Source organism: Pseudoalteromonas sp. SG41-1, assembly GCF_014164575.1.
GTDB lineage: Bacteria > Pseudomonadota > Gammaproteobacteria > Enterobacterales > Alteromonadaceae > Pseudoalteromonas > Pseudoalteromonas rhizosphaerae.
The window spans coordinates 15,907-42,659 of the sequence record NZ_JACJFL010000024.1; the positions used below are offsets into that span (position 1 = coordinate 15,907).

The window sequence follows — 26,753 nt, forward strand, 5'->3', positions numbered from 1 at the left end:
AATCTCATCACTAGATTGAAAAATCCATCTTAACATTGATTAAAAAGCAGTTTATGATTGTTTCAATTCAAGGGATATTACTACGCACGAGGAAGCACGTGCTAACAATAAAAACAACTATCTATCCGGCCATTATTGGTTTTTTATGGCTATTTCATAACAGCGCGCTGGCACTGTCTTTACATTTAGACTCCTTCTCTAATGAACAGGGGTTAACGCAAAACTCTGTCACTTGCAGCATAACTGATCGCCGTGGTTTTCATTGGTTCGCCACCCAAGGTGGGCTCAACCGTTTTGATGGTTATGAATTTAAACGCTTTAAGTCTCATCCAACCCAGCCAAGTCTATCGAGTAATTGGATCACCGACTGTGTTACCACTGACAATAATCTGCTGTGGTTTTCTACAGCTACACAAGGGCTAAACGCCCTAAATACAGAAACCGGTACATTCACTCATTTTAACCGTAACAGTCCATTAGCGATTAAAGATAACCGCATTTGGTCAATGCTTACTGATCAACACAATAATTTATGGTTAGGCCATGAAGATGGTAACTTAACTCGCCTAAATGTAGCCGAGCATGAAACTGCCTACTTTACCTACTCGCCAAACACCCAAGGTAGTATTATTTTTCAGGATATGGTGATTGATGCTAAGCAAAATTTATGGCTGGCCAGTAATGAAGGATTAATAAAATTTGATACAAAAACAGCTAAATTTAGCCACTTTTCAGCAAGTAAAAAGCAACTATGGCGCCTAAAACTCACGCCACAAGGGCAGCTACTGATTGCCAGTAAAACAGGGCTTAGTGTCTTTGATTTAGAAAGTGAACAGTTTAATGATATAAAACAACTAGATGGTATATGGATAAGCGATATTTTAATCGATAATAACGAGCATCTTTGGCTTAGCAGCTACGGCCAAGGCTTATATTATAATCCCAACTATCAAACAACTCTGACAAGCTTTAGCCAATTTAAACACCTTCCACAGCAACGTCATGGGCTTGTTAATGATTACTTACTGTCTTTGTATCAAGACCAGCAAGGTATTCTGTGGATAGGCACTGATGGTTATGGGTTACAACGCTACGATATGCGCCAAAATCAATTTAATCATCAACAACACAGCGATGACCCTAACAGTATTAGCCATGATTTTATCCGGGCCTTACTTAAAGATTCGCAAGGGCAATTATGGGTCGGTACCCGCAACGGGTTAAATAGACAAACAAAAGACGGCTTTGTGCGCTATCACGTCGATACCAGCAACCTTACCAACAACAATATATTCAGCCTTCATGAAGATAGCCAGCAGCGTATTTGGATTGGCACCTATGGTGGCGGTTTATTGCGTTATAACCGCGAAAGCGATGACTTTACATCATTCACAGTGCAAAGCCACCAGCTCAGCAGCAATAACATTTATGCGCTCACCAGCGATCGGAACGGCAACTTATGGTTGGGAAGCAACCAAGGTTTAAGTCTGTTTAACCCAGATAACTTGACCATTGAGCATTTTAAGCACTCGGAACAACACAATAGTATATCGAACAACACCGTATTTAGCCTCGTTTACGATAACGTTGCTAATGCAATTTGGGCTGGTACTCGAGTCGGCTTAAATAAACTCACCCTCAACAACAATGAATTTAGCCATTATCAAGCCGATCAAACAAACCCAAATAGCTTAAGTCATAACATGGTTACCGCCCTTCATCTGCAAGATGACAATACACTGTGGGTGGGTACTTTTGGAGGCTTAAATAAACTGAATAAAACAACGGCAGAGATAACCCGAATCACCGAGCATGATGGCCTGCTAAACGATAATATTTTTGCCATTAAACAGGATGCCAAAGGTTACCTGTGGTTGGCAAGCAACCAAGGTTTAACACGTTATCAGCCCAGCTCTGAAAATATGCAGCATTTTTTACCCCGTGATGGCGTGCAACATAATTCATTTATTCTCGGCGCGGCTTATCAAGCGCAGAACAGTGAACTATTTTTTGGCGGGATCAACGGCTTTAATCAATTTGATCCGCTTAAGCTACAGCTGGCAGCTACAACTCCAGAGCCTGTGTTAACCGAATTACTAATTAACAATCAAGCTATAGCCACTGCCCCATACACTAAGCACGAGACTCAAGCCGCGAAATTAATTAGCTATATACAAACACTCTCCTTTAACAAAGGTGTCGGCGTGATCGGCTTTAAGTTCTCAGCATTACATAGCCCGTCGGCACCTCAACAATATCAATATGCATACAAACTCGCTGGTTTTGATAAGCAATTTCTATATACCAACGCACAACAACGACAAATAAACTACCCGCAACTGCCCGCAGGCGACTATCAGCTGCAACTAAAAGTAAAAGATCAGTATGGCCAATGGAGCAATGCTAAAGCTATGCTCGATTTCACGGTGGTGCCGCCGTGGTGGCAAAGTCGCCTTGCCTATGCCGGTTATGTTCTTCTCACTGGGGTTATTATTTGGCTTATTGCGGCCTCGCTATACCGCGCTAAGCTGGCCGAACAAACAAGTAAACAAGCCCGTGAGCTGAATCGCTTAAAAAGTCAATTTTTAGATAATATTAGCCATGAATTAAAAACGCCTCTGAGTTTAATACTCGCGCCACTTGAAAGCTTGCAGCTAAACCATAAAGATCAAGCTAGCCAAAAACAATTATCGATGATCAAACGCAATAGCCTACGTTTGCTGACCTTAATAAATCAACTATTACAGCTAAGCCAACGCCCCAGCTGCGCTATACATTACGTTTCGCCCTATCCTTTAGCACCATTTATAAAGCAGCTGGTTGCTGACTTCACGGTGCTGTTTGAACAAAAAGGTATTCACGTAACAATGACAGATCTCAGCCAAGGCTCTTGCTGCATAGCCCTTGAGCCAGAACATGCAACGTCAATTATTACCAACTTAGTTAGTAATGCCCTCAAATATACCCACTCAGGCGGTCAAGTTGAGATTAGCTTATCAGTGCATAATAACATGGCTCATATCGCGATTGTTGACACCGGTATTGGCATCGAAAAACACCAACAAGGCATTATTTTTGAACGCTTTACGCGTGTTGCAGCACAAAATCAAAACGGCAGTGGAATTGGCCTTGCTTTAGTTAAACAATTGCTAGAGCAATACGGCGGGCAGATTTCACTAACAAGTGAAGTAGGTAAAGGCAGTTGTTTTACTGTATCTCTGCCTTTGACTGAAGCAGAGCATGGCGCAACTTCGCTAGCAGCATCAGTAAATGAAGCAACCCGCCCCAGCAATTCGCAAAAGCTACTGATTGTTGAAGATAACGACGAAATGCGCGAACTACTGCTGACTTTGTTTGCTACTGAGTACCACTGCTTAAGTGCTATTAACGGCGAACAAGGCTTAGCCATCTGCCAAACAGAAATGCCAGATCTAGTGATCAGCGATGTGATGATGCCTTGCATGGACGGTTATCAATTACTTAATGCGCTACGCACAAATAACATTACCAGCCATATACCGGTGTTATTATTGTCAGCAAAAGCCGATACACAAAGCAGACTAAAAGGCCTTGATTTACTAGCAGATGATTTTTTAAGTAAACCATTTGAGCCGCAATTACTGCTCAGTAGAGTACAAGGGTTACTGAGTATTCGTGCAGTCCTTAATCGGCACTTAGCAAAGCAGCTTGCGGCTCATGCTCCGCCGCTGGTACTCGATCCGCAACTTACACAAAGTAAAGATTACCAATTTACCGAGCGCCTGAAAAACATCATCCGTGATAACTATCACAACGAAGCGTTTAGTATTGAAGAATTCGCTGCAGGATTATATTTAAGCACACGTGCCTTACAACTGAAAATGAAAGCACTCTACAATTTAACTCCCAGTGATTATATTCGTAATACTCGTTTAGAGTATGCTGAAAAGTTACTTAGCGACAGCGACCTGAGCATAGGTTTAATTGCTGAAAAAGTCGGCTTTAGCTCACAAAGTTACTTTGCTCGCTGCTTTAAGGCAAAGCATAACGTTTCGCCCAAGCAGTTTAGGGAAAATACCAACCTGAATGCAAAAACTTCGTCTGTGTGACCAAAGTGTTCGCCTCAGTACTACTTTTAACCTTATGATTTCTTTAAATTGACTTTAAAACAATTTGTAGAATAAAAACCTTCACTGTTTCTATTTGGCACATTAATTAAGGAAAATCATATGCTCACAACAACTAAAAAAGTACTGTTGGCAACCCTCGTTGCTAGCAGTCTTAGCGCTTGCCAAAGTACTTCAACCAAGGTCACTTCAAACCAAGATTCACCAAACATTAATGAAGTCGCCCAACAACAATATAATGGTCCAAAAGCGCGTATTGCCGTGGCACGCTTTACCGATAAATCGAATGACTCTCATTGGTGGCGAAAAGAAATAGGTGAAGGCATGGCCGACCAACTCACCACAGCTTTGGTAGGCACCAATCGCTTTATCGTACTTGAACGCCAAGCGTTAGATGCAGTGTTATCTGAGCAAGATCTAGCGGCTTCAGGTCGTGTTAGCGCAGCATCAGGGGCAGCTTACGGTGAAATTGAAGGAGCCGAAATAGTTGTGGTAGCAGCAGTAACTGAATTTGATGACGACAGCTCAGGTGCCAGTGTTGGTACTGGCGGTTTTATAGGTGATGTGTTTAGCTCAGTATCGGCAGGTTTTTCAGGCTCGCATATGGCGATTGATTTACGCCTTATCGATACTCGCACCTCACGTATTTTAGCAGCCACCAGCGTCGAAGGAGGCAGCAAAGATTTTGATTTTACCAGTGCGGCAACTAATTTTGGTGGTGCTTTAGTCGGTGGTAATTTAAGTGGCTGGTCAAACACCCCTAAAGAAAAAGCGCTCCGCGAAGTGATAATCAAAGCTGTAGAGTTTTTACAAACTAAAGTCCCTGCCACTTACTATCGCTATAACAGTAATAATACCCTAGCACCTGGATACACAGCACCACCACCGCTTACGACCACGGCTGCCAAGTCAAAAGCCGTTGCTCCAGTAGCAAAAGTCGATGTTCCTACACATAGAATGCCGCATTATGAAAAGATGGATTTAGCCATGTCTCGCATGAATCTAGTCTGTTTAGGTTATTTAAAAAACCAACCCGATTATGAAGAATTTGAAACTGAAGATGTTAAGTACGATCGTCAAACAGTTATCGCACTGCGCGAATACCAACAAGAGAAACAATTAAAAGTGTCGGGACTTGCAGACGAAGCAACCAAAAAGTCACTCGATGAAAGTCAATGTATTGCTAAAACCAATAAGTCAGGGCTTGAGAGCTTAGGTAGTATGTTTAAAATTAACTAACCAAAGATCAAGTTATTTAGCAGCCAGTTTATTCTTGGCTGCTATACCATCTAAATACTTAGAACAGCTGTAACAGCTCGCCCTGATAAAAATCACAAAGCAACCAAATTTGTTGAAAAGGATGGGTAAGCGGTATCGTTATATTCTGTAACTCAGCGTCAAAATCCGCTTTATGCCAAATGGTGCTGGCGTTACGAATAAGCAGCCATGTTTGCTCTGATTGATAGTGCTTTTTTCCTTTTTGTTCTAATAACCGCTGCAGTGCACAGTGCAGCCGCTGCTCACTTGGTTGCATTGCCATATCAGCAAGATCTCGTTGCATGCTTATAGATAAAGGCCTGCCGAGTACTACCATGGCTTCGGTTTCGCTGGCATATAAATGTGCTATTTCAATATCAAGCTTCTGTTCATTACGATAGCAACTGATATCTGGTTTACTCGGCTGATTATGCCAAATATGGCGCATTGGAATACCAAAGCGATGTTCATAGCAACGCAAGAACAACTTACCTGCATCATGCTCAAGTTGTAATTTTTCTTGCTCACTATGACGCGTCATTAAGTACCGCATATACATCAGCTAACAGGCTTGATGCACCAAATCTAAATGTTGACGGATTCAAATAACTTTCTCCCATAATATCAGTCGCTAGCTGTAAGTAATTACTTGCATCCATAACCGTTTTCACGCCACCTGCAGCTTTAAAACCGACTACACGCGGCGACTTTTTAATCGTACTTAACATCACTTCGGTTGCTTCAAGAGTGGCATTTGTAGCTACTTTGCCGGTGCTGGTTTTAACAAAGTCAGCACCACCGGCAATTGCTATTTCTGTCGCCAGTGTTATCAACTGCGCTGTTTTTAGTGCGCCGGATTCTATAATTACTTTTAATTGTACGTGTTCAGGACAACACTCTTTACTGGCACGCACATATTCTAGCGCTGTGGCTTCGTCCCCCGCGATTAAGGCCTGATACGGTAACACCAAATCAATTTCATCTGCGCCACGCTCTATTGCGATTAATGTTTCATTAATTACTTCACTTAGCTCACTGTTGCCTGAGGGAAAGTTAGTTACTGTGGCGACTTTTACATAACTAAGCTCGCGCTCAGCTAAAGCAAGCTTGGCGTCATCAACAAACTCACTATAAACACACACTGCAGCCGGAATACCTAGGTTGGGCTTAATACTAGCCACCAAGGCCTGTATTGTTGCCGCGCTATCATTACTATTTAAACTGGTTAAATCCATTAATTGCACGGCCAATGCCGCATCAGTTAGTTGCGTTGTCATAAATCCACCAAGTAAGTTCATGTATTAGCAATAGTACCAAATTTAACTATTCTCGCTATAGCTAATAACCAAACACTCTAAGCTCGATATATAGTCATTATAGTACTTGTAACTCGGCGCAATCCCCTGTTAACTAAGGCTTAAGCCAAATCGGATAACCCTATATAACTTTTAGTTATATTAACTGGGTTTTAATTATTTTTTACTTAGCTTACGCCACTATATTCTGAGTTTCTGAAAAGCATCTTTGCTGTAATTTTTTCCAAGGGTCTACACATGCAATATTTACCTATCTTTACCAAGCTCGACAATAAACCTGTATTGGTTGTTGGCGGTGGAGAGGTTGCGTTACGTAAGTGCCGTGCATTTTTGAAAGCTCGCGCTGATGTCACTTTAGTAGCACCTTGGTTTTGTGATGAATTAAAAGAGCATGCACAAAATAATGATATCACTCTAATTGACGCTTTTTTTGATGAATCACATCTTGATGGCAAAATGCTGGTCATTGCCGCAACCGACAATGATGACGTAAATAACAGCGTATTTGAACTCGCAAATGCACGAAATGTATTCGTTAACGTGGTGGATGACCAACCTAAATGCACCTTTATTTTTCCTTCAATTGTTGATCGTGACCCGATCACTATTGCAATTTCAAGTGCTGGCACAGCGCCGGTATTAGCACGGCGCTTACGCGAGAAGTTAGAAACGCTTATTCCACAACACATCGGCCCGCTTGCAAGTTTAGTTGGCAGCTTTCGCGACAAAGTAAAACAGCGCTTCACGAGTTTTGCTGATCGTCGCCAATTTTGGGAAGGCGTATTTGATTCATCTGTCGTCAGCAAAGTACAAACAGGTGATACAGCTGCCGCAAGCGTACAGCTTGAACAATTACTCGATAGCAAACTGGATCCTGAAGGTGAAGTATACGTAATTGGCGCAGGTCCAGGAGATCCTGAGCTATTAACACTGAAAGCACTGCAACTAATGCAACAAGCTGATGTGGTGGTGTATGACTTTCTAGTCTCTGACGAAATTATGGAGCTAGTACGCCGCGATGCTGATTTAATTTGTGTGGGTAAACGCTTAGGCGATCACAGTGTCGTGCAAGAAGATACTAACCAAATGCTAGTTGACCTTGCCAAGCAAGGTAAAAAAGTGTGCCGCATTAAAGGTGGCGACCCGTTTATTTATGGCCGTGGTGGTGAAGAAGTTCAAGTACTGGCAGCTAATAACGTAAATTACCAAATCGTCCCTGGCATAACTGCTGCCGCAGGTTGTAGCGCTTATGCGGGTATTCCGCTAACGCACCGTGACCATGCACAAGCCATACAGTTTGTAACTGGTCACTGTAAAAAAGACGGTCAAGAACTAGATTGGCAATCACTGGCAAAACCAAACCAAACTCTGGCTATTTATATGGGTGTAATTAAGTCTCCCCATATTCAAGCACAATTATTAAAACATGGTCGCGGTGCAGATACACCCGTGGCAATTATTGAAAACGGTACTCGCAAAAATCAACGCGTTGTAACCGGTAAATTAGGTGAGCTGGCCGATTTAATCGAGCGTCACAGCATTATTTCACCGGCATTATTAATTATTGGTGAAGTTGCTTCATTACATGAAGAACTTCATTGGTTTGGCACAAAAGCCCAAACTAGTAGCTTTGCACAACCGCTTACAGACGTGGCATAGCTTTAAACTATTTAGATTTTAACTTTTAATCATTTTAGTAGGACGACTAACAATGGCTTTAACTCACCTTCAGCAATTAGAAGCTGAAAGTATCAAAATCATGCGCGAAGTTGCTGCTGAGTTTGAGAACCCAGTTATGCTTTACTCAATCGGTAAAGATTCATCGGTACTTTTACATTTAGCGCGTAAAGCGTTTTACCCAGGTAAAATTCCGTTTCCACTGCTTCACGTTGATACCAACTGGAAGTTTAAAGAAATGATCGAATTTCGTGATCGCTTAGCAAAAGAGTACGGTTTTGACTTACTCGTCCACAAAAATCCTGAAGGCTTAGCGATTGATATCAGCCCATTTACTCATGGCTCTGGTAAGCATACCGATATCATGAAAACCCAAGGCTTAAAACAGGCGCTTGATAAATATGGCTTTGATGCCGCGTTTGGTGGTGCACGCCGCGACGAAGAAAAATCTCGCGCTAAAGAGCGTGTTTATTCATTCCGTGATAAACACCACAGATGGGATCCAAAAAACCAACGTCCAGAGCTTTGGAATACCTATAACAGTCAAGTTAACCCTGGCGAAAGCATCCGTGTATTCCCACTTTCTAACTGGACTGAACTTGATATTTGGCAATATATCTATCAAGAAAACATCGATATGGTTCCGCTTTACTTAGCCAAAGAGCGCCCTGTTGTAGAGCGTGATGGTACTTTGATCATGGTTGATGATGAGCGTATGCCGCTTAAAGAAGGCGAAGTACCCATGATGAAATCTGTTCGTTTTCGTACTTTAGGTTGTTACCCACTTACCGGTGCAGTGGAATCAACAGCCAGTACACTGACTGAGATTATCGAAGAAATGCTGCTATCTACGTCATCTGAACGTGAAGGTCGCGTGATTGACCACGATTCAGCAGGTTCAATGGAGAAGAAAAAACGTGAGGGCTATTTCTAATGTCTATTAATACTAGCGATACAATTAACGAAGTAAAAGCAATTGGCATCGACGCCTATCTTGCTCGCCAACAAGACAAAAGCCTATTGCGTATGCTGACCTGTGGTAGTGTGGATGACGGTAAATCAACCCTAATTGGCCGCCTACTGCACGACAGCCACCAAATTTATGAAGATCAGTTAGCAGCACTGCATAAAGATAACGAAAAAGTCGGTAATGCCGGTGAAGAGCTCGATTTAGCACTACTGGTTGACGGCTTACAAGCTGAGCGTGAGCAAGGCATAACTATTGATGTAGCGTACCGTTATTTTTCAACGGCTAAACGTAAATTCATTATTGCTGATACTCCAGGGCATGAGCAATACACCCGCAACATGGTAACCGGTGCATCAACCAGTGATGTAGCGATTATTCTTGTTGATGCGCGCTACGGTGTGCAAGTACAAACTAAGCGTCACAGCTTTATCTGTGATTCATTGGGTATTAAACAGTTTGTTGTTGCCGTGAATAAAATGGATATTGTTGATTTTGACGAAACCGTTTATGAGCGCATTAAAGCCGATTATTTAAAATTTGCCGAGCAACTTAACGTATCTAACATCAAGTTTGTGCCTATGTCGGCGCTTAAAGGCGATAACGTAGTAACACGCTCAGAGCACACACCATATTACACAGACAAACCACTGCTTGAGTTATTAGAAGACTCACCAGCAGCTGAAACAGACACTGGCTTTGAAGCGCGTTTCCCTGTGCAGTATGTAGTACGCCCTAACCTAAACTTCCGTGGTTTCCAAGGTACTTTGACCTCAGGAAAATTACGCGTTGGTGATGCTATTAAAGTATTGCCATCAGGTAAAACCTCAAGCATTAAAGAGATTGTCACCTTTGACGGCAACTTAGACACAGCCGAAGCTGGCCAAGCAATTACTTTAACGCTTAACACTGAAATTGATATTAGCCGAGGGGACGTGATCGTTCCTGCTGATTCAACAGCGACTGTTACTAACCAAGTACAAGCAAAGCTGGTGTGGATGCACGAAGCGCCGCTGGTACTGGGTAAAAGCTATAACTTTAAGCTAGGCAGTAAAAATACTTCGGCTATCGTGAAAAAGATTGATCACACCATTGATGTGAACACCCTTGAACACGGCAGCGCAGACAGCCTGCAGTTAAACGAAATCGCGATTGTTACCCTCGAATTGACCGAAACCATTTTGGCCGATGCTTATCACAACAATCACGAAACCGGTGCGTTTATTTTAATCGATCGTTTATCTAACTTAACTGTTGCGGCGGGTATGATTGAAAACGTGCTTGCTAAGCAACAACAAACGGGTAACTTTAGTGAGTTTGAAGTTGAATTTAATGCGTTAGTACGCAAGCACTTTCCACATTGGCAAGCGCTTGATATATCAAAGCTTAAATAACCAACTTTGCCTGTTAAGGACATATAAAGCATGTATCAACAGCTAGTATTAACAGGCATTATGCTAACTTTAGTCGGGTGCCTGTTTGGCACGCGGCTAAAGCCAGCATGGCTTTTTGTTGGCGCCATTGGCACCGCATATCTGGGCGGGTTAATCGACCTTGAAGATATGCTGATCAACTACGCCAATCCATCACTGATCACCTTAGTGTTATTGGTACTGGTTTCGATTGCGGTTGAAAAAACCACACTCGTACAAAAGCTTGCCCAGTCATTATCAAAAGGAAGTTTAACCAACTCAGTCACTAAGCTAGGACTTTCTACAGCGTTTTTATCCTCATTTACCAATAATACAGCGGTTGTCGCATCGCTCATTACTGCCATAAAAGACAATCCAAACCATTCACCTTCAAAGCTACTATTACCGCTGTCGTATACTGCTATTTTAGGTGGCACAATTACCTTAATTGGTACTTCAACAAATTTAATCGTCAATGGTTTTGCCGTTGATGCAGGCATGGCACCGCTAGGCTTTTTCGACTTTACCATAGTCGGGTTAGGCGCATTAAGTGTGGGCCTGATCACTATTTTAGTGATGCTAAAATATTTGCCAGACAACGGCAAAAACGATCAAGAAGTGGTGCCTTTTTATCTCGAAGGTAAAATAGAAGAAGGCTCAAAACTAATTGGTAAAAGTGTAGAAGAAAATGGCCTGCGCGAACTTAAAGACTTATTCCTAGCGGAAATTATTCGCGGCGATAAACGCATTTGTGCAGTAACCCCACAACAAGTGATTAAAGCGGGCGATGTATTGCTGTTTGTCGGTGACATCAAATCAGTGCCACTGCTAACACGCTTTGACGGGCTAAAAATAGTTCACGATAAACATCAAAAAGATGTTGAGCACCTCGTTGAAGTTGTTGTCAGCCAATCATCTAAATTTATAGGAAAAACAGTTAAAGAAGCGCGTTTTCGTGAACAGTTTCATGCCGCTGTTATCGCTATTCGTCGCGGCCATGACCGCTTGCAAGGTGGCCTTGGTAAAGTGCAGCTGCAAGCGGGAGACTCACTGATCCTCGCCCCAGGTAAAGACTTTTATAGTCTGCCTAATTTAAAACGCGAATTTGTGTATATTTCCGGGCTTGATTTACAAACTCACTTAGCGCCCAAGCAATCTAACTTAGTATTAGCGAGCTTTGCAACGGTACTTGGGCTGAGTATTATTGGCTATGTACCACTGGTAAAAGGCTTATTAGTATTGCTGATTGGCTTAATGCTCACGGGAACGATAAAGCTGAGCGAAGTAAAACGCCGCTTTCCTATTGAGTTACTCGCTGTAGTTGGCAGCGCCATTGGCCTTGCAAAACTGATGATAGGCACCGGCCTAGCTGGACAAATATCTGCAGCATTGTTTTATGTACTCGGTGATTTTGGCCCCTATGGTGCGTTTATCGCGATTTTTGTAATGACAGTAATGTTCACCGAACTTATCACCAATAACGCCGCAGCGGCACTATCATTCCCTGTCGCTTATGCATTAGCAATGGGCTTTAATGTTGACCCGCTGCCGTTTATTATGGCGGTCGCCTTTGGTGCATCTGCAAGCTTTATATCACCATTTGGTTATCAAACTAACCTGATGGTTTATAGCGCCGGCAATTATCGTTTAAAAGACTATGTATTAATGGGCTTACCACTTTCTATTATTTATTCAATAACGGTATTAACCCTGATCCCGCTGGTATTTCCATTTTAAGCCAGCGCTTACTCATAAGAGAGTTTTATAATGGATGAGAACATTGTTTGGCATAACTATGCCATTACTAAAGCACAACGTAGCGAACACAAAAGCCATAAACCGGCTATTTTATGGTTCACTGGTTTTTCCGGCTCAGGTAAAAGCACCGTAGCAAACGCCCTTGAAAGCGCACTCAATCAACAAGGTATTCACACCTACCTGCTTGATGGCGACAATGTACGCCACGGCTTGTGTAAAGATTTAGGCTTTAGCGACGAAGACCGTATCGAAAATATTCGCCGCGTTGGTGAAACCGCTAAACTAATGGTCGATGCTGGATTATTGGTACTCACCGCATTTATTTCCCCATTTCGCGCGGAACGCGATATGGTAAGAAACTTAGTCGATGACGGTGAATTTATCGAAGTGTTTTTAGACACACCTCTGGACGTATGCGAGAGCCGCGATCCAAAAGGCTTATACAAAAAAGCCCGCGCAGGTGAAATAAAACACTTCACAGGTATTGATTCAGACTACCAAATACCCCATTCACCGGAAATAATCTTAGATACCAGTAAAAACACCCTAGACCAATCGGTGCAAGAGCTGATAGCGTATCTAAAACAACAGCAAATTATTAAAGGTTAAGTCATGAACCAAACGGAACTGCTCGAAGAAATACTGATCCTTGCCCGCCAAGCTGGCAGCGCTATTATGGGGATTTATGAAAAGGATTTTAACGTTGAGTACAAAGCTGATGAAAGCCCTGTAACCGACGCCGATCTTGCAGCTCACAAAGTGATTGCCAATGGCCTAGCCCACTTAACCCCAGAGATCCCAGTATTAAGTGAAGAAAGTGCCGATATCAGCTGGGATATCCGCCAAACGTGGACCCGCTATTGGCTGGTTGACCCAATCGACGGCACTAAAGAATTTATTAAAAAGAACGGTGAGTTTACCGTTAACATCGCCTTGATTGAAAACGGCAAGCCTATCTTAGCGGTAGTAGATGCGCCTGCGCTAGGCGTATCTTATCTGGCAGCAGAGGCAATCGGCGCATTTAAAGACCGCGGTGATGAGCGCATCGAGCTTAAAGTCACCACCAAAGCAAACAAAGGCCTTATTCGCGTAGTCGGCAGCCGCTCGCATCCATCACCGGATTTAGCCGAGTTTGTAAAACGCTTTGATGAGGTGGAAATGGTCTCAAAAGGCAGTTCACTAAAACTGTGCTTAGTCGCCGAAGGCAGCGCCGATATTTACCCACGCCTAGGCCCAACCTGTGAATGGGACACCGGCGCAGGCCACGCTATAGCCGAAATCGCCGGCGCAAAAGTCACTAAACTCGACGGCAGCCCGCTTGTTTACAACACAAAAGATGAGTATTTGAATCCGTACTTTATGGTGAGTGTGATAGAAGAAGAAACCAAGCTATAAGCCGTAAGTTTTAAGTGGTAAGTTTAAGGCCGACTCTTCACTCGTAGGAGTTGGCTTCAGCCACGAAAAATCCTGCTCTGCATTCTATTTGAAAAAACAATTTCACCACAGAGAACACCGAGTCGCTAGGCTACACAGAGGGCTTTAGCCATAAGCTTTAAGCGGTAAGTTTAAGACCGACTCTTCACTCGTAGGAGTTGGCTTTAGCCACGAAAAATCCTGCTCTGCATTCTATTTGAAAAATAAATTTCACCACAGAGAACACAGAGGCGCTTCGCGCTACACAGAGGGCTTTAGCGATAAGTTTAAGCCCGACTCTTCACTCGTAGGAGTTGGCTTCAGCCACGAAAAATCCTGCTCTGCATTCTATTTGAAAAAACAATTTCACCACAGAGAACACCGAGTCGCTTCGCTACACGGAGGTTGAGTTATAAGCTTTAACTCGTAGGAGTTGGCTTCAGCCACGAAAAATCTGCTCTGTATTCTATCTTAAAAATAAATTTCACCACAGAGAACACCGAGGCGCTAGGCTACACAAAGAAGTGAAAGGCATTAGGTTAAAGACTGAGACTAGCTCCACCTGAAATCTAACCCCTCAATACAACTTACTAGACATAAAGTCGCGCCTACGCATATTAAAACACTGATGCCAACCCGTAGGCTAGAGTTTACCTCGCGCAATTTTATGCTCACGAGCGCACAGAGGCGCTTCGCTACACACAAAAGTGAAATGCAAGAGATTAAAGGCTGGAGACTAGCTCTACCTGAAATCTGACACCTATAATCTGATCCCTAATACAGCTTGCGCGGCATCAATACCTAAAAGCAAAAAACCGCTCAATGAGCGGTTTTTTAAACGTAAAATTAGAATCATACCTATGGCATAGCGTCTAAATCTGCGCCTTCTTTTTCGATAACTTCTGGTATTAAGTCTTCTTTACTTACGCCCATCGCAAGCGCAACGGCACTAGCAACATAAATCGAAGAGTAAGTACCAATAAACACACCAAATAACAGCGCTGTAGCAAAACCATGAATAGTTTGACCACCCCAAGCAAACAAGGCGATTAATACTAAAATAGTGGTAATTGAAGTTACTAGAGTACGGTTAAGTGTTTGCGTTAATGAAATATCAATTATCTCAACAGTATCGTCGATACGCACTTTGCGGAAGTTCTCACGAATACGGTCAGATACAACGATAGTATCATTAAGAGAGTAACCTATTACCGCCAGTATTGCCGCCAATATGGTTAAGTCGAACTCTAACCCTAATACTGAAAACAAACCTAAAGTAATGATTACATCGTGTAAAAGTGCCGACACCGCGCCTACCGCAAAACGCCACTCAAAGCGAAATGCCACATAGATCAAGATACAAATAAGCGCAGTTAACATGGCAAGGCCACCCTGCTCTTTTAAGTCTTCACCTACACTTGGGCCAACAAACTCAATTCGACGCATTACTACGCTATCATCGGCTTTTTTAAGTGCATCAATTACTTGGTTACCAATTACTTCGGCTTTAACATCATCACCGCGTGGTGCTAAGCGAACCAAAATCTCTTGGCTTGAACCAAATAATTGTACTGATGCATCTGCAAAACCATTTTCAGCTAACACTGAACGTACTTTCTTTAAGTCTGCTGGTTGTGCAAAACCGACTTCTACCGCTGTACCGCCCGTAAAATCTAAGCCAAAGTTTAAACCTTTAACGAAGAACGATGCGAACGATGCCAAAATAAGTAGCGTTGAGATGCTCATAGCAACTTTGCGCAGCGACATAAACCCTAAAGTTCTGCCGCCTAATTTTAAAATTTGCATATCTGCTCCTTAAATTGACAGCTTATCAATGCGCTTACCACCAATACATAAGTTGATTACCGCACGGGTACCAACAATGGCTGTAAACATTGAGGTGATAATACCTATCGCAAGTGTCACTGCGAAACCAGCAATTGGGCCTGTACCCACTGCGAACAAGATAATCGCAGCAATTAAGGTGGTAATATTGGCATCAAAAATTGTACTAAAAGCACTATCATAACCATGATGAACAGCCTGTTGCGGACTACGTCCATCGGCCAGCTCTTCGCGAATACGCTCAAATATTAGTACGTTGGCATCAACTGCCATACCTACCGTTAGTACGATACCAGCAATACCTGGCAGTGTTAGTGCAGCGCCTGGGATCAACGACATAACACCCACAATCAATACTAAGTTAGCTGCTAAGGCAATATTAGCGACTAAGCCAAAACCTTTGTAATAAACTAACATAAAGATCAGTACAAACAGGAAGCCTAAAGCAACCGCCGTCATACCTGCTTCGATATTTTCTTGACCTAAGCTTGGCCCTACCGTGCGCTCTTCAACAATTTGAATTGGCGCAACAAGTGCTCCAGCACGTAGTAATAAACTTAAGTTATGTGCTTCTGCAGGGTTATCAATGCCGGTGATGCGGAACGAACGATCAAGACGCGCTTGTATAGTTGCAACGTTGATCACTTCTTCCACCTTAATTGGTGGTAGCGCTTTACCGTTTTCGTCTGTTTTACCAGAGGGCTTATACTCTATAAATACTGTCGCCATACGCTTGCCAATAGCACGCTTAGTGAAAGCATTCATTTTCGCGCCGCCTTTGCTATCAAGGCTAATACTTACTTGCGGACGTTGGTATTCATCGGCACCCGATTGCGCACCAGTAATGTGACTACCTTCGAGAATAATACGTTTTTTAAGTACCACTGGGTAGCCGTCACGGCTCATGATCATTTCAGTACCAGGCGGAATACGCCCTTGCGCTGCTGCCGTTGGATCGGCATTTTCGTCTACTTCACGAAACTCAAGGGTTGCTGTAGCACCCAAAATCTCTTTCGCACGCGCAGTATCTTGCACACCTGGTAGCTGCACAATAATACGCTCTGCACCTTGACGTTGTACGTTAGGCTCAGCAACACCGATTTGGTTAATACGGTTACGGATAATGGTTTCGTTTTGCTTGATAGCATAGTCACGAATTTCTTTGAGCTTTTGCTCGCTGATGGTGGCATAAAACGCGTTATCGTTAGAGCTATCATCAATGTAGTTATGTAATGGGTAGCGTGACTGTAAAAAACGCTCTGCCGCATCTTTATCTTCTGCGCTGCGCATTTCCACACGAATACGTTCAGTACCGGCTACACGACGTACCGTGCGATAGCGTAGTTTTTCTTCACGTAAATCACTTTTATAGTCTTGATCCATTTGTTCCAGCGCGTTATCAACCGCTGTCACCATGTCAATTTCCATCGTAAAGTGAACACCGCCACTTAAATCCAAGCCCAATTTCATTGGATTGCCGCCAAGGGCTTTTAACCAATGAGGTTGCGCCGGGGCCATGTTAATGGCTGAGATGTAATCGTCGCTCAATGAATCACGCAATAAATCTTGCGCTTTAAGCTGCTCTTCAACATTTTTAAAGCGGATCAACACTTGACCGTTTTCGAACTTAACTGATTTTACGGTAACATTGTGCTCTTTGAGGGTCGCATTTACTTTGTCTACTACAGCTAGATCTGCATCAGTTCCTTTAGTACCTGAAATTTGTATGGCCGGATCACGACCATACAAATTAGGAGAGGCATATAAAAGACCTACCGCAATCACAGCTAGAACAAGTAAATACTTCCATAATGGAAACTTGTTTAACACGTGGGCGTCCTTATTATTATTATAGCGACTTCATTGTGCCTTTAGGCAATACTGCTGACACTGCTGATTTTTGTACAGTTACTTCAGCTTGATCGTTAAGTGAAATAACGATGAAATCTTTATCTTCAGAGATTTTAGCGATTTTACCCACTAAACCACCTTGAGTAAGAACTTCGTCGCCTTTTGCCATCGCATTCATCAGCGCTTTATGCTCTTTTACACGCTTAGCTTGTGGACGGTAAATCAAGAAGTAAAATACTAAGCCAAAGATAGCTAGCATGATCAACATCTCATAACCACCACCGGCTGGCGCTGCACCTGCCGCACTTGCGTGGGCGTTTGAAATAAATAAACTCATAACACTTCCTCTTTAATTTTTAAATTTAATTTGTGGTATCTGCAAGCTCTGGCACTTCTTGGCCGCGGCGTGCATAAAAATCATTTACGAATTCATCTAACTTACCGTCACCGATCGCATTACGTAAACCTTCCATAACGCGCTGATAGTAACGTAAGTTATGAATTGTGTTTAGTCGTGCACCTAAAATTTCGTTACATTTATCAAGATGATGTAGGTACGCGCGCGAGTAATTCTTACAAGTATGGCAATCACACTCAGGATCAAGTGGGCCGGTATCTGTTTTGTGCACAGCATTACGAATTTTCACAATGCCACCGGTTATAAATAAATGACCATTACGCGCATTACGAGTTGGCATTACACAGTCAAACATATCGATACCGCGACGAACGGCTTCAACTAAGTCTTCAGGTTTACCTACACCCATAAGGTAACGGGGTTTGTTCTCTGGCATTTTATAAGCACAGTGATCAAGAATGTTAATCATCTCATTTTTTGGCTCACCGACCGATAAACCACCGAGTGCGTAGCCATCAAAACCAATTTCTTCAAGACCTTGTTGTGACTGAGCACGCAACTCCGGATACATACCACCTTGGATAATACCAAATAAAGCTGATGGATTGTCACCGTGACCTTCTTTTGAACGCTTAGCCCAACGAAGTGATAACTCCATTGAATCTTTAGCTTCTTTTTCGGTGGCAGGATAAGGCGTACATTCGTCAAAAATCATTACGATGTCTGAACCTAAATCACGCTGCACTTGCATGGCTTTTTCTGGTGAAAGCATAATTTTTTCACCGTTAACAGGCGAGCTAAACAATACACCTTCTTCGGTAATTTTACGCATTGCGCCTAAGCTAAACACTTGAAAACCGCCTGAGTCGGTTAAAATCGGTTTATCCCAATTCATAAAACCATGTAATCCACCATGCTGCTTGATGATTTCAGTACCAGGGCGAAGCATTAAATGGAAGGTGTTACCTAGGCAAATATGCGCACCAGTGTCTTTGACTTCATCTGGGGTCATACCTTTGACAGTACCGTAAGTACCTACTGGCATAAATGCTGGCGTTTCGACTACGCCTCTATCAAAAATCAAGCGGCCGCGGCGGGCTTTACCGTCTGTACGGTCTAATTCAAACTTCATATCATCCTCAAATGTCAGAAAAACAGTCCAACAAGCTATAATTTAACCGCTCGATTCTACCCTTTTTGTAAAACCATTACTATTAATTGGGCCCAAAGCTGAAATTAAAAGTGCAAAAATCAAAACTAAAAAGCCCAACGCAAGGCTGGGCTTTAAGTGCTTTTATAGAAAAAACTATTTACGGGTTAAAAACATCGCATCGCCGTAGCTAAAAAAGCGGTATTTTTGTGCAATTGCAGTTTGGTATGCACTCATAATATTATCTTGCCCAGCAAATGCACTAACCAACATGATCAATGTCGATTCTGACAAGTGAAAATTAGTGACCATGGCATCAACTACGTTAAATTGATAACCTGGGTAAATAAAAATATCGGTGTCACCAAAGTAACTGGCTAATTGGCCGCCATGTATCTTAGCTGCTGATTCCAATGAACGTACCGAAGTTGTGCCTACCGCAATCACTCTGCCGCCGTTAGCTTTGGTTGCAGCGACTGCTGCAACAACATCATCAGGCACTTCAATGTATTCGGAGTGCATTATATGATCATCAACCGAGTCTACGCGTACCGGCTGAAATGTGCCCGCGCCAACATGCAGAGTAACAAATGCCATGTTTACGCCCTTAGCTTTTATTGCTGCCATGAGCGTATCGTCAAAATGTAGGCCAGCAGTTGGCGCTGCAACCGCGCCAGGTTTTTCACCGTAAACTGTTTGATAGCGTTTGCGGTCTTCGTCAGTATCTGGACGGTCAATATAAGGTGGCAGTGGCATATGGCCAATATCGTTTAAAATTTCCAGTACATTTTGACTATCGCTAAACTCTAGTTCAAACAATTCGCCATGACGACCCACCATAGTCGCCTGCGCTTTACCTTCGAGAATAAGTTCTGTACCTGGTTTTGGTGATTTACTGGCGCGTACATGAGCCAGCACGCGGTGCTCATCAAGCACTCGCTCTACTAAGACTTCAACTTTGCCACCTGACGCTTTTTGGCCATACATACGAGCAGGGATCACTTTGGTATTGTTAAATACCAACAAGTCATTTTCATTTACTAAATCAATAATATCGCTAAATATTTTATGTTCTACAGCGCCACTTGGGCCATCTAAGGTTAATAAGCGACTGCTGGTTCGATCCTGTTTAGGAAAACGAGCAATTAATTCATCAGGTAAGTCAAAGCTAAAATCAGCCACGCGCATAGGATATATCCAGATCAAAAAAGTCGCGCCAAGTTTAACTGCATCGCGCTATTAGCTCAACCAACGGCTTTAATTAAAATACAATGGAATGTTCTCTTGTGGTTCGAGACAAATGGCATTATTCTACTCAACTTAATTAGATCTAGGTTTATAAGAGGTGTGACATAAATGGCTAAGCAGCTAACTTTGCTGATCTTAAACGCCAGTGTCGCTGAGCGTCAGGCTGTTAAGTCAACCTTAAATCGGCTCAATGTATTTACTTTCCTTGAAGTAGCCGATAGCCAGCAAGCCCTCGAAATTCTTAAATCTCAAGCGGTCGATGTCATTATTACCGGTCTTAATGTTGGTAAAATAGATGGTTGGCGATTTTCTCGGATGATCCGTTCAGGGTTATTAAAAACCCCAAAAAATACACCAATTGTACTAACTCCGCCTATCTATTGTGAGCGAATAGCCGAAACGACAGCACGCAGTTATGGCATAGATGCAGTATTGCCATTTGAACGCCAAGATATGCTGCCACAGGTACTGGCAAATGTGTTATCAACGCATTTAGAAAAAAGTAGTCGTTTAGACTTGTTGCTGCTCGAAACCGACAGTGACAAAGCAGCTGAAATAGCGCAACAATTACAGCTAAACTTTGCCTGCACCCATGTTTCTAGTAATAAACAAGCATTATCAATCTATTTGCAGCAAAAGTTTGCCATTGTGTTACTTGATGCAACCGCAGCACACGCAGGAGCTGCCAGTCAATTAGTTGAAGAGATTTTACAACACAACCCAAAACAAGCCATTGTAACCATTATAGACACGAAAGATGCCGATCATGCTGAACAACTATTGCTTTCAGGGGTTACTGATTTTATTCGTGCACCGTATGAACAAACCTTGTTAAGTAAAGTATGCGACCATGCTGCGCGCCGTGAAGATTTTATGGTCAGTTATGCAGAGTTTGCACAAAAAGTAGAACAACTAAGTCAAAGTCAAAGCCGCTATAAGGAGCTATTTTCAGCCCATCAGCGGATACTATTACATCTTAATACTGTGGTGCTTGAATTTGATGAACAAGGCCGCATTCGTTTTATCAACCCTGCGTGGGAAGCACTCAGTGGGTTTGGCATAAAACAAACCTTGAGCAAAGCACTCTCTGACTTTTGTATCAATGATTGCAAAGATAAACTACTGCAAACAATTAGCAGTATTTTGCATGGCGGTGCCTTGCAACAGCAGGTTGAAGTGCAAATTATTCATAAAGATGGTCAAGCTATTTGGGTTGAGTGCCGCTTACAACTAATCAAAAACAGCAGTAATGCTGCCACGATCACCGCCACAATAGATAATATTCATGAGCGCAAACAAGCTGAATTACAGCTGCGCCATTTAGCGCTACATGACACCTTAACCGGCTTACATAACCGCTATTATTTTGATCAACAACTCAATCGAATTTGCCAGCCGCAACGCACTAATGGCGACATAGAACACGCTTTAATTTATATTGACCTCGATCATTTTAAAATAATTAATGACAGTAAAGGCCATCAACAAGGCGATATAGTTCTTAAAGAAGTTGCGCAACTATTTAACGCCAATATCAATGATGAACACTTAGTGTGTCGCATTGGTGGTGATGAATTTGCGGTGATCTTAAATAATATGAATCTGCTTGATGCACACTTGATAGCTGAAAGTATTTGCATGGCTATTGAGGGTCATCAGTTTAAATCTGAAGAACAAGTTTATTCAATTAGCTGCTCAATTGGCTTAACGCAAATAACAGCAGCGAACCATGATCCGAGTGAATGCTTAAAACAAGCTGATATTGCCTTGTACGTTGCTAAAAGCTTAGGCCGTAATTTGGTTCATTGTTACTCTAAAGAAGATGCCAGCCATAACACCTTGCAAGCTGGATTAGAGTGGGGACACAGCATTCGCCAAGCATTGCAACAAAACCAAATTGAATTACATTACCAGCCTATTTGGGACTTTAAACATGGTGGTGTCGCTTATTTTGAAGCACTGTTACGCTTAAAACTCGACGGTGAACTGGTTTATCCAAACCAATTTATTCCGTCACTTGAATTATTGAACGACACTTACTTAATGGATCAATGTGTGATCAGCAATGCAATTTCTGCCATTGCCGCTAACCCTGAGCTAAATCAAGTTGCAATAAACCTATCTGCGCAATCGTTTTTAGATGAACGCCTATTACCGCATATCGAATCGACCCTTGAAAAGTGCGATATCAGCCCTACCCGGGTTATTTTTGAGATCACCGAGTCCGCCAGTATCAATAATTTAACTGCCACTCGTGCGATGATCGAAAAGCTCAATCGCTTGGGCTGTCATTTCTCAATTGATGACTTTGGCACTGGCTTTAGCACCTTTAATTATCTTAAGCAACTGCCAGCTCAACACGTAAAAATAGACGGTTCGTTTGTTCGCGATATGCTTAATGATCCAATCGACTTGGCGTTAGTTAAAGCAATAAACGATATTAGTCGCTCGCTCAATAAGCGTTCAGTTGCTGAATATGTTGAAAATGAAGAGATCTTTTTAGCACTAAAAGAAATAGGTGTTGATTATGGCCAAGGCTACTTTATTTCACGCCCGGTGCCCGTAGAAAAAATCAAACATCAGTTACAAAAAATTTATCAAAACAAAACTTTTTACGAACAACCACCTAGCTAAAATAGCGAACTTTTCATACAAATCTACGCATTTTTTTACTTCCATCTTGTGATAACTCATCTATACTTTGCTCATCGGGCGATAAATGTCTTGTGATTATGATGATAATCGAAATTTCACATGACATCGTTAAATCATAGCAACATGCCACTCACAAACTAACATGTTGTTATTAGTATCATTGTCAATTTATGGAGTGAATTATGATGCAATTAATAGTGTTACTATTAGCGGTAAACTTAGGGATAACTTACCAATGCTATCGATATGCCAGTATCAAAGGTTACCCGGTTGTAACTTTTACCTGCTTAGGTTTGATCCCCTACTTTAACTTAGTGGTGTGGGTTTATTTGTTATTTTTACCAGATATTACGCCATTCAATAAACAGTTTGAATATGAAGGGCATAACGAAAAGCAGCCTTTGTAACACGGCTGCTTGTTGGTCAGGGATAAGTTATTAATTGAGCTCAGTTAATATCAGCTCGGCTAATTAAAATTGGTAGCTAATAGCTTTTTTAGTCAGTTCGCTGGCTTTGATATCGCCGGCGACACACTTTTTAATATCTGATTTATTAAATACTTTTATTAAACTCGTATTTTTATCGCCGAGCCCTTTAAGAACAAAACTCACATGCTCGTCGTTTGGCAAACTACGTAAACCACTACCGTAATCACATAACGTAAGACTGATACTTGTGCTTACTTGCTCCAATAACTGTTGTTGCTCTGCGGCTTGTTGTTGCTCACGCTCTGCATGCTTTGCATTGATATTTTGGCGTAGCTGTTGCTGCTGTTTAGTGAGTGTAGTTTGTTGTTTTTCCAGCTTCGCGATATCTTTTTCTAACGCTTTTTTGCGTTGTTCAAGCTGTTTCTCTTCGGCGCTATTATCATGGCGGCTGGCAAACTCTAAATCGCGCTTTTCACGCTCTAAATCCCGCAACTTTCGGCCCACATCACGCTCTTGCTCTGCAATTTCGCGCACTTGTTCTGCGCCTTCACGCATTAGTTCCATCGCTTGTTGATAAGCTTCTCGTGATGATTCAACAACATCTTCGGTAATAAACTCTACTTGATCACTGATAATTTCAATATCCATATTAGCAAAATCAATTTCAGGCAGCGGTGGTAACGGCGCATTAGGTGCGTTACTAAAAATAGTCTGCCAGCGGCTAGAGCCTCTTACGTCCAGCTCAAATACCACTCCCTGCTTAACAAAATAGTTGGCTTGAATCGCACGGATCCTTTTATTGGTATCTTGCTTTAACGCGCTGCTTAAAATGTTTTCCATTATTGCTACTTCACGCTGTATTGATGCCAACTCCGCAGGGTCTTGCGCAGATACATTAGCACTTAAGCACCCTAGTATGGCCATTATGGCGCTGCTGATAAGTTTTTTATTCATGCTCTATACTCCTAATTTTTCGCAATCGCGGCTGTTGGCTGCTCTTGTACTTGTTCGGCTAAATCATTTAATTGCATCCGTAGATACGCTTGATCTTGAGCTCGCTGGGTTTTGATGTAAGTGATTAAACTGGCAATATCTTCTTGGCGTTCAACTCGTCCTGTTGCAATGGCCTCTTTTGCTAATTGATACATCTGCTGTTGTTGCAATTGATTTTGCGCAGTAATAATTCTTTGCATTTGGTCAATTTGCTTTTGTTGAGACTGCAATAAATGTGTTTGTTTCGTTACTTGTGCAAGTAACCCCTGCGCATCTGATTGCGGTATAACTAAAAAGATTAACGAACAAACCAATACTGATGCTGCAACAGCCCACGCTCCAGCGACGCTAAACACACGCACAGCAGAGAACTGCGATATTGTTGATTGGCGATCCCAGATTGGTACAGGTACAGCCTTATAGTCACGGCTATGTTGTTGCCATACTTGCGCTTGGCTCATCAACGCTGCATATTCGGGATCATTTTCGAGCTGCTGCAATTGTTTATCGCTCAAAACTTTACCATCTAACCATTGCTCAAAAAGCGACTCTAAACTAGCCATCTACGGCCTCCAAATGAACTTTTAATTTTCCTAATGCACTGTATAACCGCGACTTAGCAGTATTAGTTGAAATATCTAATTGCTCAGCAATCTCTTCAAAGGTGCAATGCTGGAAAAATTTCAACTCCACCACTAAACGCTGCTCCCACGGTAACTTATTCAACATACTTTTTAATTGCTGATGCTGGGCCTGTGCTACACGATTGCCTTCTAATTCACTGTGTTCACAGGCCTGTTCTGGCACATCATCTAAGCTCTGATAATGCTTGCGACGGCGGTAGTATTCAACGCTACGCCGATGCACAATTTGAAATACCCAAGTATTAAAACTCGACTCACCACGAAAGTTCGGCAGACTTTTATACACCGAAATAAACACCTCTTGCATTAAGTCCATGGCATCATCTGGGTTACTTAGCATCCGCAAACAATAGTTATAAACTTGGCTTTCATGCTGCTTAACCAGCTTAAGCCAGGCGCTCTTATTTCCTTGTTGTGCTTTGGCGATTAATGTTTCTATTGATTGAAAAAACACGATTCTCGATGCTTAGTTATTTTACTTATGAGGTTAGTCGATAGAGTGAAGCAGATAGTTTGGAAAAGATAAAAATAAATGAAAATAAATAAAAAAGCTCACCTAAATGAGCTATTCCTGTGTCGTTATACCAATCGTGTTAAGTTACTGACCATTTATAGCGACAGATAAATGGAGTGATAACAAGGCATAAATTTTGACATATAGTTGTTCTACATGAAAAATTTATAACGCAGTTAGCGCTTTATTTAGCTCGCTAGAATGGTTAAATATTTAAGTCGATTGGCATTAAGCGACATTGCTGCTTTAAAAAGCTTTCTAGCATTTGGCTAAATAAACGAAAATCTCGAATACGACCAGTTGTTTTGCGCCATAAAATGCCAATATCGCGGTATGCGTCACTTTGTGAGGGAGTGGCAAGCATGTTTTTGTTCGCTAAAATACCCGCGTTAATCGCCATTTGCGGTAAAAAAGTCACACCGAACTGGTGCTCAACCATGCTAAGTAAGGTGTGTAAGCTCGCCGCTTCAAACGGATTGATACAGCTTGAACGATTTAAATGACAAGCACTTAATGCGTGCCCTGTCATACAATGCTCTCGCTCTAATAAGAACACGCTGGCTTCCGGTAACAAGTTAAAATCTTCTATATTCTTAGCAGGTAAATAGTCTTTATGATGTACTAAGCAAAAGTGATCTTGCGCGAGTACTTGAGTATGAAATTTATCAGTATCGTAAGGTAGTGCCAATAGCGCCATATCGATATGGCCATGCTCGAGTTTATCTAACAAGCTATCACTGGTGTCTTCAACCAGTACCAACTCTAAATCAGCAAACTGTTGCTGACAAAGGTGATATAGAGGTGCCGCAATAAAACTAGCAATCGTTGGAATAACTCCGAGGGTGAGCGTACCGCTTAGCGGTGTTAAATGGCTTTTAGTCAGCTCTCTAACACTTAGCGTATCGTCAATAATTTTGCGTGCCCGCTCTACCACTTCTTCGCCGATGGCTGTGAACATCAAACTACGATTTTCACGCTCTATGAGTTGGCAACCGAGTGTTTCTTCAAGGGTTTGAATTGCACTGCTGAGTGTTGATTGACCAATAAAACACGCACTTGCGGCGCGGCCAAAATGTTGATGCTGATGAACTGCCAATAAATACTGCAGCTGTTTAATACTTGGTAAGTTCGTCATACTTTTTGTACCCACAAATAAAAAGA

At 42.2% G+C, this 26,753-nt stretch carries 21 protein-coding genes; 10 read left to right on the plus strand and 11 right to left on the minus strand.

Annotated elements, in window-relative coordinates; all coding sequences use genetic code 11:
• Window positions 1-98: 98 nt before the first annotated feature.
• Window positions 99-4,088, plus strand: a complete 3,990-nt coding sequence (locus H5203_RS13695) for a two-component regulator propeller domain-containing protein (RefSeq protein ID WP_261375589.1) — start codon at window positions 99-101, stop codon at window positions 4,086-4,088.
• Window positions 4,089-4,208: 120 nt separating this feature from the next.
• The gene (locus H5203_RS13700) at window positions 4,209-5,345 is read left to right on the plus strand and encodes a CsgG/HfaB family protein (RefSeq protein WP_145238283.1); all 1,137 of its coding nucleotides are present in this window, start codon (window positions 4,209-4,211) and stop codon (window positions 5,343-5,345) included.
• A gap of 58 nt (window positions 5,346-5,403) precedes the next feature.
• Here the strand turns inward: H5203_RS13700 and H5203_RS13705 are convergent, their stop codons facing one another.
• Complete coding sequence (locus tag H5203_RS13705; protein WP_182819868.1) at window positions 5,404-5,904, minus strand: hypothetical protein; 501 nt, start codon at window positions 5,902-5,904, stop codon at window positions 5,404-5,406.
• Entirely contained in the window at window positions 5,891-6,640 is a 750-nt protein-coding gene (gene deoC / locus H5203_RS13710; RefSeq protein WP_182719266.1) for a deoxyribose-phosphate aldolase, read from the minus strand. The genes H5203_RS13705 and deoC overlap by 14 nt, the downstream gene beginning before the upstream one ends.
• Before the next feature lie 276 nt (window positions 6,641-6,916).
• Here deoC and cysG point away from each other — a divergent pair, with 276 nt between their 5' ends.
• The 6 genes from cysG to cysQ are packed head-to-tail and all read left to right on the plus strand — an operon-like array spanning window position 6,917 to window position 13,888.
• Window positions 6,917-8,338 (plus strand): siroheme synthase CysG, encoded by a 1,422-nt coding sequence (gene cysG, locus H5203_RS13715; RefSeq protein WP_145238274.1) that lies wholly within the window; start codon window positions 6,917-6,919, stop codon window positions 8,336-8,338.
• Between the two features lie 52 nt (window positions 8,339-8,390).
• Window positions 8,391-9,290, plus strand: a complete 900-nt coding sequence (gene cysD / locus H5203_RS13720; RefSeq protein WP_145238271.1) for a sulfate adenylyltransferase subunit CysD — start codon at window positions 8,391-8,393, stop codon at window positions 9,288-9,290.
• A complete protein-coding gene (gene cysN, locus H5203_RS13725) occupies window positions 9,290-10,717 on the plus strand; it encodes a sulfate adenylyltransferase subunit CysN (RefSeq protein WP_145238268.1) in 1,428 nt (475 codons plus the stop codon). The genes cysD and cysN overlap by 1 nt, the downstream gene beginning before the upstream one ends.
• Before the next feature lie 30 nt (window positions 10,718-10,747).
• Complete coding sequence (locus H5203_RS13730) at window positions 10,748-12,472, plus strand: SLC13 family permease (RefSeq protein WP_145238265.1); 1,725 nt, start codon at window positions 10,748-10,750, stop codon at window positions 12,470-12,472.
• A gap of 30 nt (window positions 12,473-12,502) precedes the next feature.
• On the plus strand, window positions 12,503-13,102 hold the full coding sequence (gene cysC, locus H5203_RS13735) for an adenylyl-sulfate kinase (RefSeq protein ID WP_145238262.1): 600 nt from the start codon (window positions 12,503-12,505) through the stop codon (window positions 13,100-13,102).
• A gap of 3 nt (window positions 13,103-13,105) precedes the next feature.
• Window positions 13,106-13,888, plus strand: a complete 783-nt coding sequence (gene cysQ / locus H5203_RS13740) for a 3'(2'),5'-bisphosphate nucleotidase CysQ (protein ID WP_145238259.1) — start codon at window positions 13,106-13,108, stop codon at window positions 13,886-13,888.
• Window positions 13,889-14,764: 876 nt separating this feature from the next.
• Here cysQ and secF read toward each other — a convergent pair.
• From secF to queA, 5 genes are all read right to left on the minus strand, one after another.
• On the minus strand, window positions 14,765-15,712 hold the full coding sequence (secF, locus tag H5203_RS13745) for a protein translocase subunit SecF (RefSeq protein ID WP_145238256.1): 948 nt from the start codon (window positions 15,710-15,712) through the stop codon (window positions 14,765-14,767).
• Window positions 15,713-15,721: 9 nt separating this feature from the next.
• On the minus strand, window positions 15,722-17,581 hold the full coding sequence (gene secD / locus H5203_RS13750; protein WP_145238253.1) for a protein translocase subunit SecD: 1,860 nt from the start codon (window positions 17,579-17,581) through the stop codon (window positions 15,722-15,724).
• Between the two features lie 19 nt (window positions 17,582-17,600).
• On the minus strand, window positions 17,601-17,939 hold the full coding sequence (gene yajC, locus H5203_RS13755; protein WP_016709184.1) for a preprotein translocase subunit YajC: 339 nt from the start codon (window positions 17,937-17,939) through the stop codon (window positions 17,601-17,603).
• A gap of 25 nt (window positions 17,940-17,964) precedes the next feature.
• Complete coding sequence (gene tgt, locus H5203_RS13760; RefSeq protein WP_145238250.1) at window positions 17,965-19,092, minus strand: tRNA guanosine(34) transglycosylase Tgt; 1,128 nt, start codon at window positions 19,090-19,092, stop codon at window positions 17,965-17,967.
• Between the two features lie 174 nt (window positions 19,093-19,266).
• Window positions 19,267-20,298, minus strand: a complete 1,032-nt coding sequence (gene queA / locus H5203_RS13765; RefSeq protein ID WP_145238247.1) for a tRNA preQ1(34) S-adenosylmethionine ribosyltransferase-isomerase QueA — start codon at window positions 20,296-20,298, stop codon at window positions 19,267-19,269.
• Window positions 20,299-20,466: 168 nt separating this feature from the next.
• Between queA and H5203_RS13770 the strand changes: the two genes are divergently transcribed.
• Window positions 20,467-22,992 carry an EAL domain-containing protein gene (locus H5203_RS13770; RefSeq protein ID WP_182819869.1) on the plus strand — a complete coding sequence of 842 codons (2,526 nt, stop codon included), beginning with the start codon at window positions 20,467-20,469 and terminating at the stop codon, window positions 22,990-22,992.
• 203 nt (window positions 22,993-23,195) lie between these two features.
• The gene (locus H5203_RS13775; protein WP_145238241.1) at window positions 23,196-23,420 is read left to right on the plus strand and encodes a hypothetical protein; all 225 of its coding nucleotides are present in this window, start codon (window positions 23,196-23,198) and stop codon (window positions 23,418-23,420) included.
• Window positions 23,421-23,483: 63 nt separating this feature from the next.
• Here the strand turns inward: H5203_RS13775 and H5203_RS13780 are convergent, their stop codons facing one another.
• The 4 genes from H5203_RS13780 to H5203_RS13795 form a co-directional block, all read right to left on the minus strand.
• Window positions 23,484-24,395 (minus strand): hypothetical protein, encoded by a 912-nt coding sequence (locus tag H5203_RS13780; RefSeq protein ID WP_182732011.1) that lies wholly within the window; start codon window positions 24,393-24,395, stop codon window positions 23,484-23,486.
• An 11-nt stretch (window positions 24,396-24,406) separates the two neighbouring features.
• The gene (locus H5203_RS13785) at window positions 24,407-24,997 is read right to left on the minus strand and encodes a hypothetical protein (RefSeq protein WP_145238235.1); all 591 of its coding nucleotides are present in this window, start codon (window positions 24,995-24,997) and stop codon (window positions 24,407-24,409) included.
• The gene (locus tag H5203_RS13790; protein WP_145238232.1) at window positions 24,990-25,532 is read right to left on the minus strand and encodes an RNA polymerase sigma factor; all 543 of its coding nucleotides are present in this window, start codon (window positions 25,530-25,532) and stop codon (window positions 24,990-24,992) included. Before H5203_RS13790 ends, H5203_RS13785 begins: the two co-directional genes overlap by 8 nt.
• A 265-nt stretch (window positions 25,533-25,797) precedes the next feature.
• Window positions 25,798-26,727, minus strand: a complete 930-nt coding sequence (locus H5203_RS13795; RefSeq protein ID WP_145238228.1) for a hydrogen peroxide-inducible genes activator — start codon at window positions 26,725-26,727, stop codon at window positions 25,798-25,800.
• Between the last annotated feature and the right edge of the window lie 26 nt (window positions 26,728-26,753).

Bases quoted from the DNA above. Each gene is read 5' to 3' on its own strand.
- yajC (WP_016709184.1), bottom strand. From the start codon at position 17,939: ATGAGTTTATTTATTTCAAACGCCCACGCAAGTGCGGCAGGTGCAGCG.
- cysQ (WP_145238259.1), top strand. From the start codon at position 13,106: ATGAACCAAACGGAACTGCTCGAAGAAATACTGATCCTTGCCCGCCAA.
- cysC (WP_145238262.1), top strand. From the start codon at position 12,503: ATGGATGAGAACATTGTTTGGCATAACTATGCCATTACTAAAGCACAA.
- tgt (WP_145238250.1), bottom strand. From the start codon at position 19,092: ATGAAGTTTGAATTAGACCGTACAGACGGTAAAGCCCGCCGCGGCCGC.
- cysG (WP_145238274.1), top strand. From the start codon at position 6,917: ATGCAATATTTACCTATCTTTACCAAGCTCGACAATAAACCTGTATTG.
- secF (WP_145238256.1), bottom strand. From the start codon at position 15,712: ATGCAAATTTTAAAATTAGGCGGCAGAACTTTAGGGTTTATGTCGCTG.
- H5203_RS13785 (WP_145238235.1), bottom strand. From the start codon at position 24,997: ATGGCTAGTTTAGAGTCGCTTTTTGAGCAATGGTTAGATGGTAAAGTT.
- cysN (WP_145238268.1), top strand. From the start codon at position 9,290: ATGTCTATTAATACTAGCGATACAATTAACGAAGTAAAAGCAATTGGC.
- H5203_RS13730 (WP_145238265.1), top strand. From the start codon at position 10,748: ATGTATCAACAGCTAGTATTAACAGGCATTATGCTAACTTTAGTCGGG.
- cysD (WP_145238271.1), top strand. From the start codon at position 8,391: ATGGCTTTAACTCACCTTCAGCAATTAGAAGCTGAAAGTATCAAAATC.
- queA (WP_145238247.1), bottom strand. From the start codon at position 20,298: ATGCGCGTGGCTGATTTTAGCTTTGACTTACCTGATGAATTAATTGCT.
- H5203_RS13770 (WP_182819869.1), top strand. From the start codon at position 20,467: ATGGCTAAGCAGCTAACTTTGCTGATCTTAAACGCCAGTGTCGCTGAG.
- H5203_RS13775 (WP_145238241.1), top strand. From the start codon at position 23,196: ATGATGCAATTAATAGTGTTACTATTAGCGGTAAACTTAGGGATAACT.
- H5203_RS13705 (WP_182819868.1), bottom strand. From the start codon at position 5,904: ATGACGCGTCATAGTGAGCAAGAAAAATTACAACTTGAGCATGATGCA.
- H5203_RS13795 (WP_145238228.1), bottom strand. From the start codon at position 26,727: ATGACGAACTTACCAAGTATTAAACAGCTGCAGTATTTATTGGCAGTT.
- H5203_RS13700 (WP_145238283.1), top strand. From the start codon at position 4,209: ATGCTCACAACAACTAAAAAAGTACTGTTGGCAACCCTCGTTGCTAGC.
- deoC (WP_182719266.1), bottom strand. From the start codon at position 6,640: ATGACAACGCAACTAACTGATGCGGCATTGGCCGTGCAATTAATGGAT.
- H5203_RS13780 (WP_182732011.1), bottom strand. From the start codon at position 24,395: ATGAATAAAAAACTTATCAGCAGCGCCATAATGGCCATACTAGGGTGC.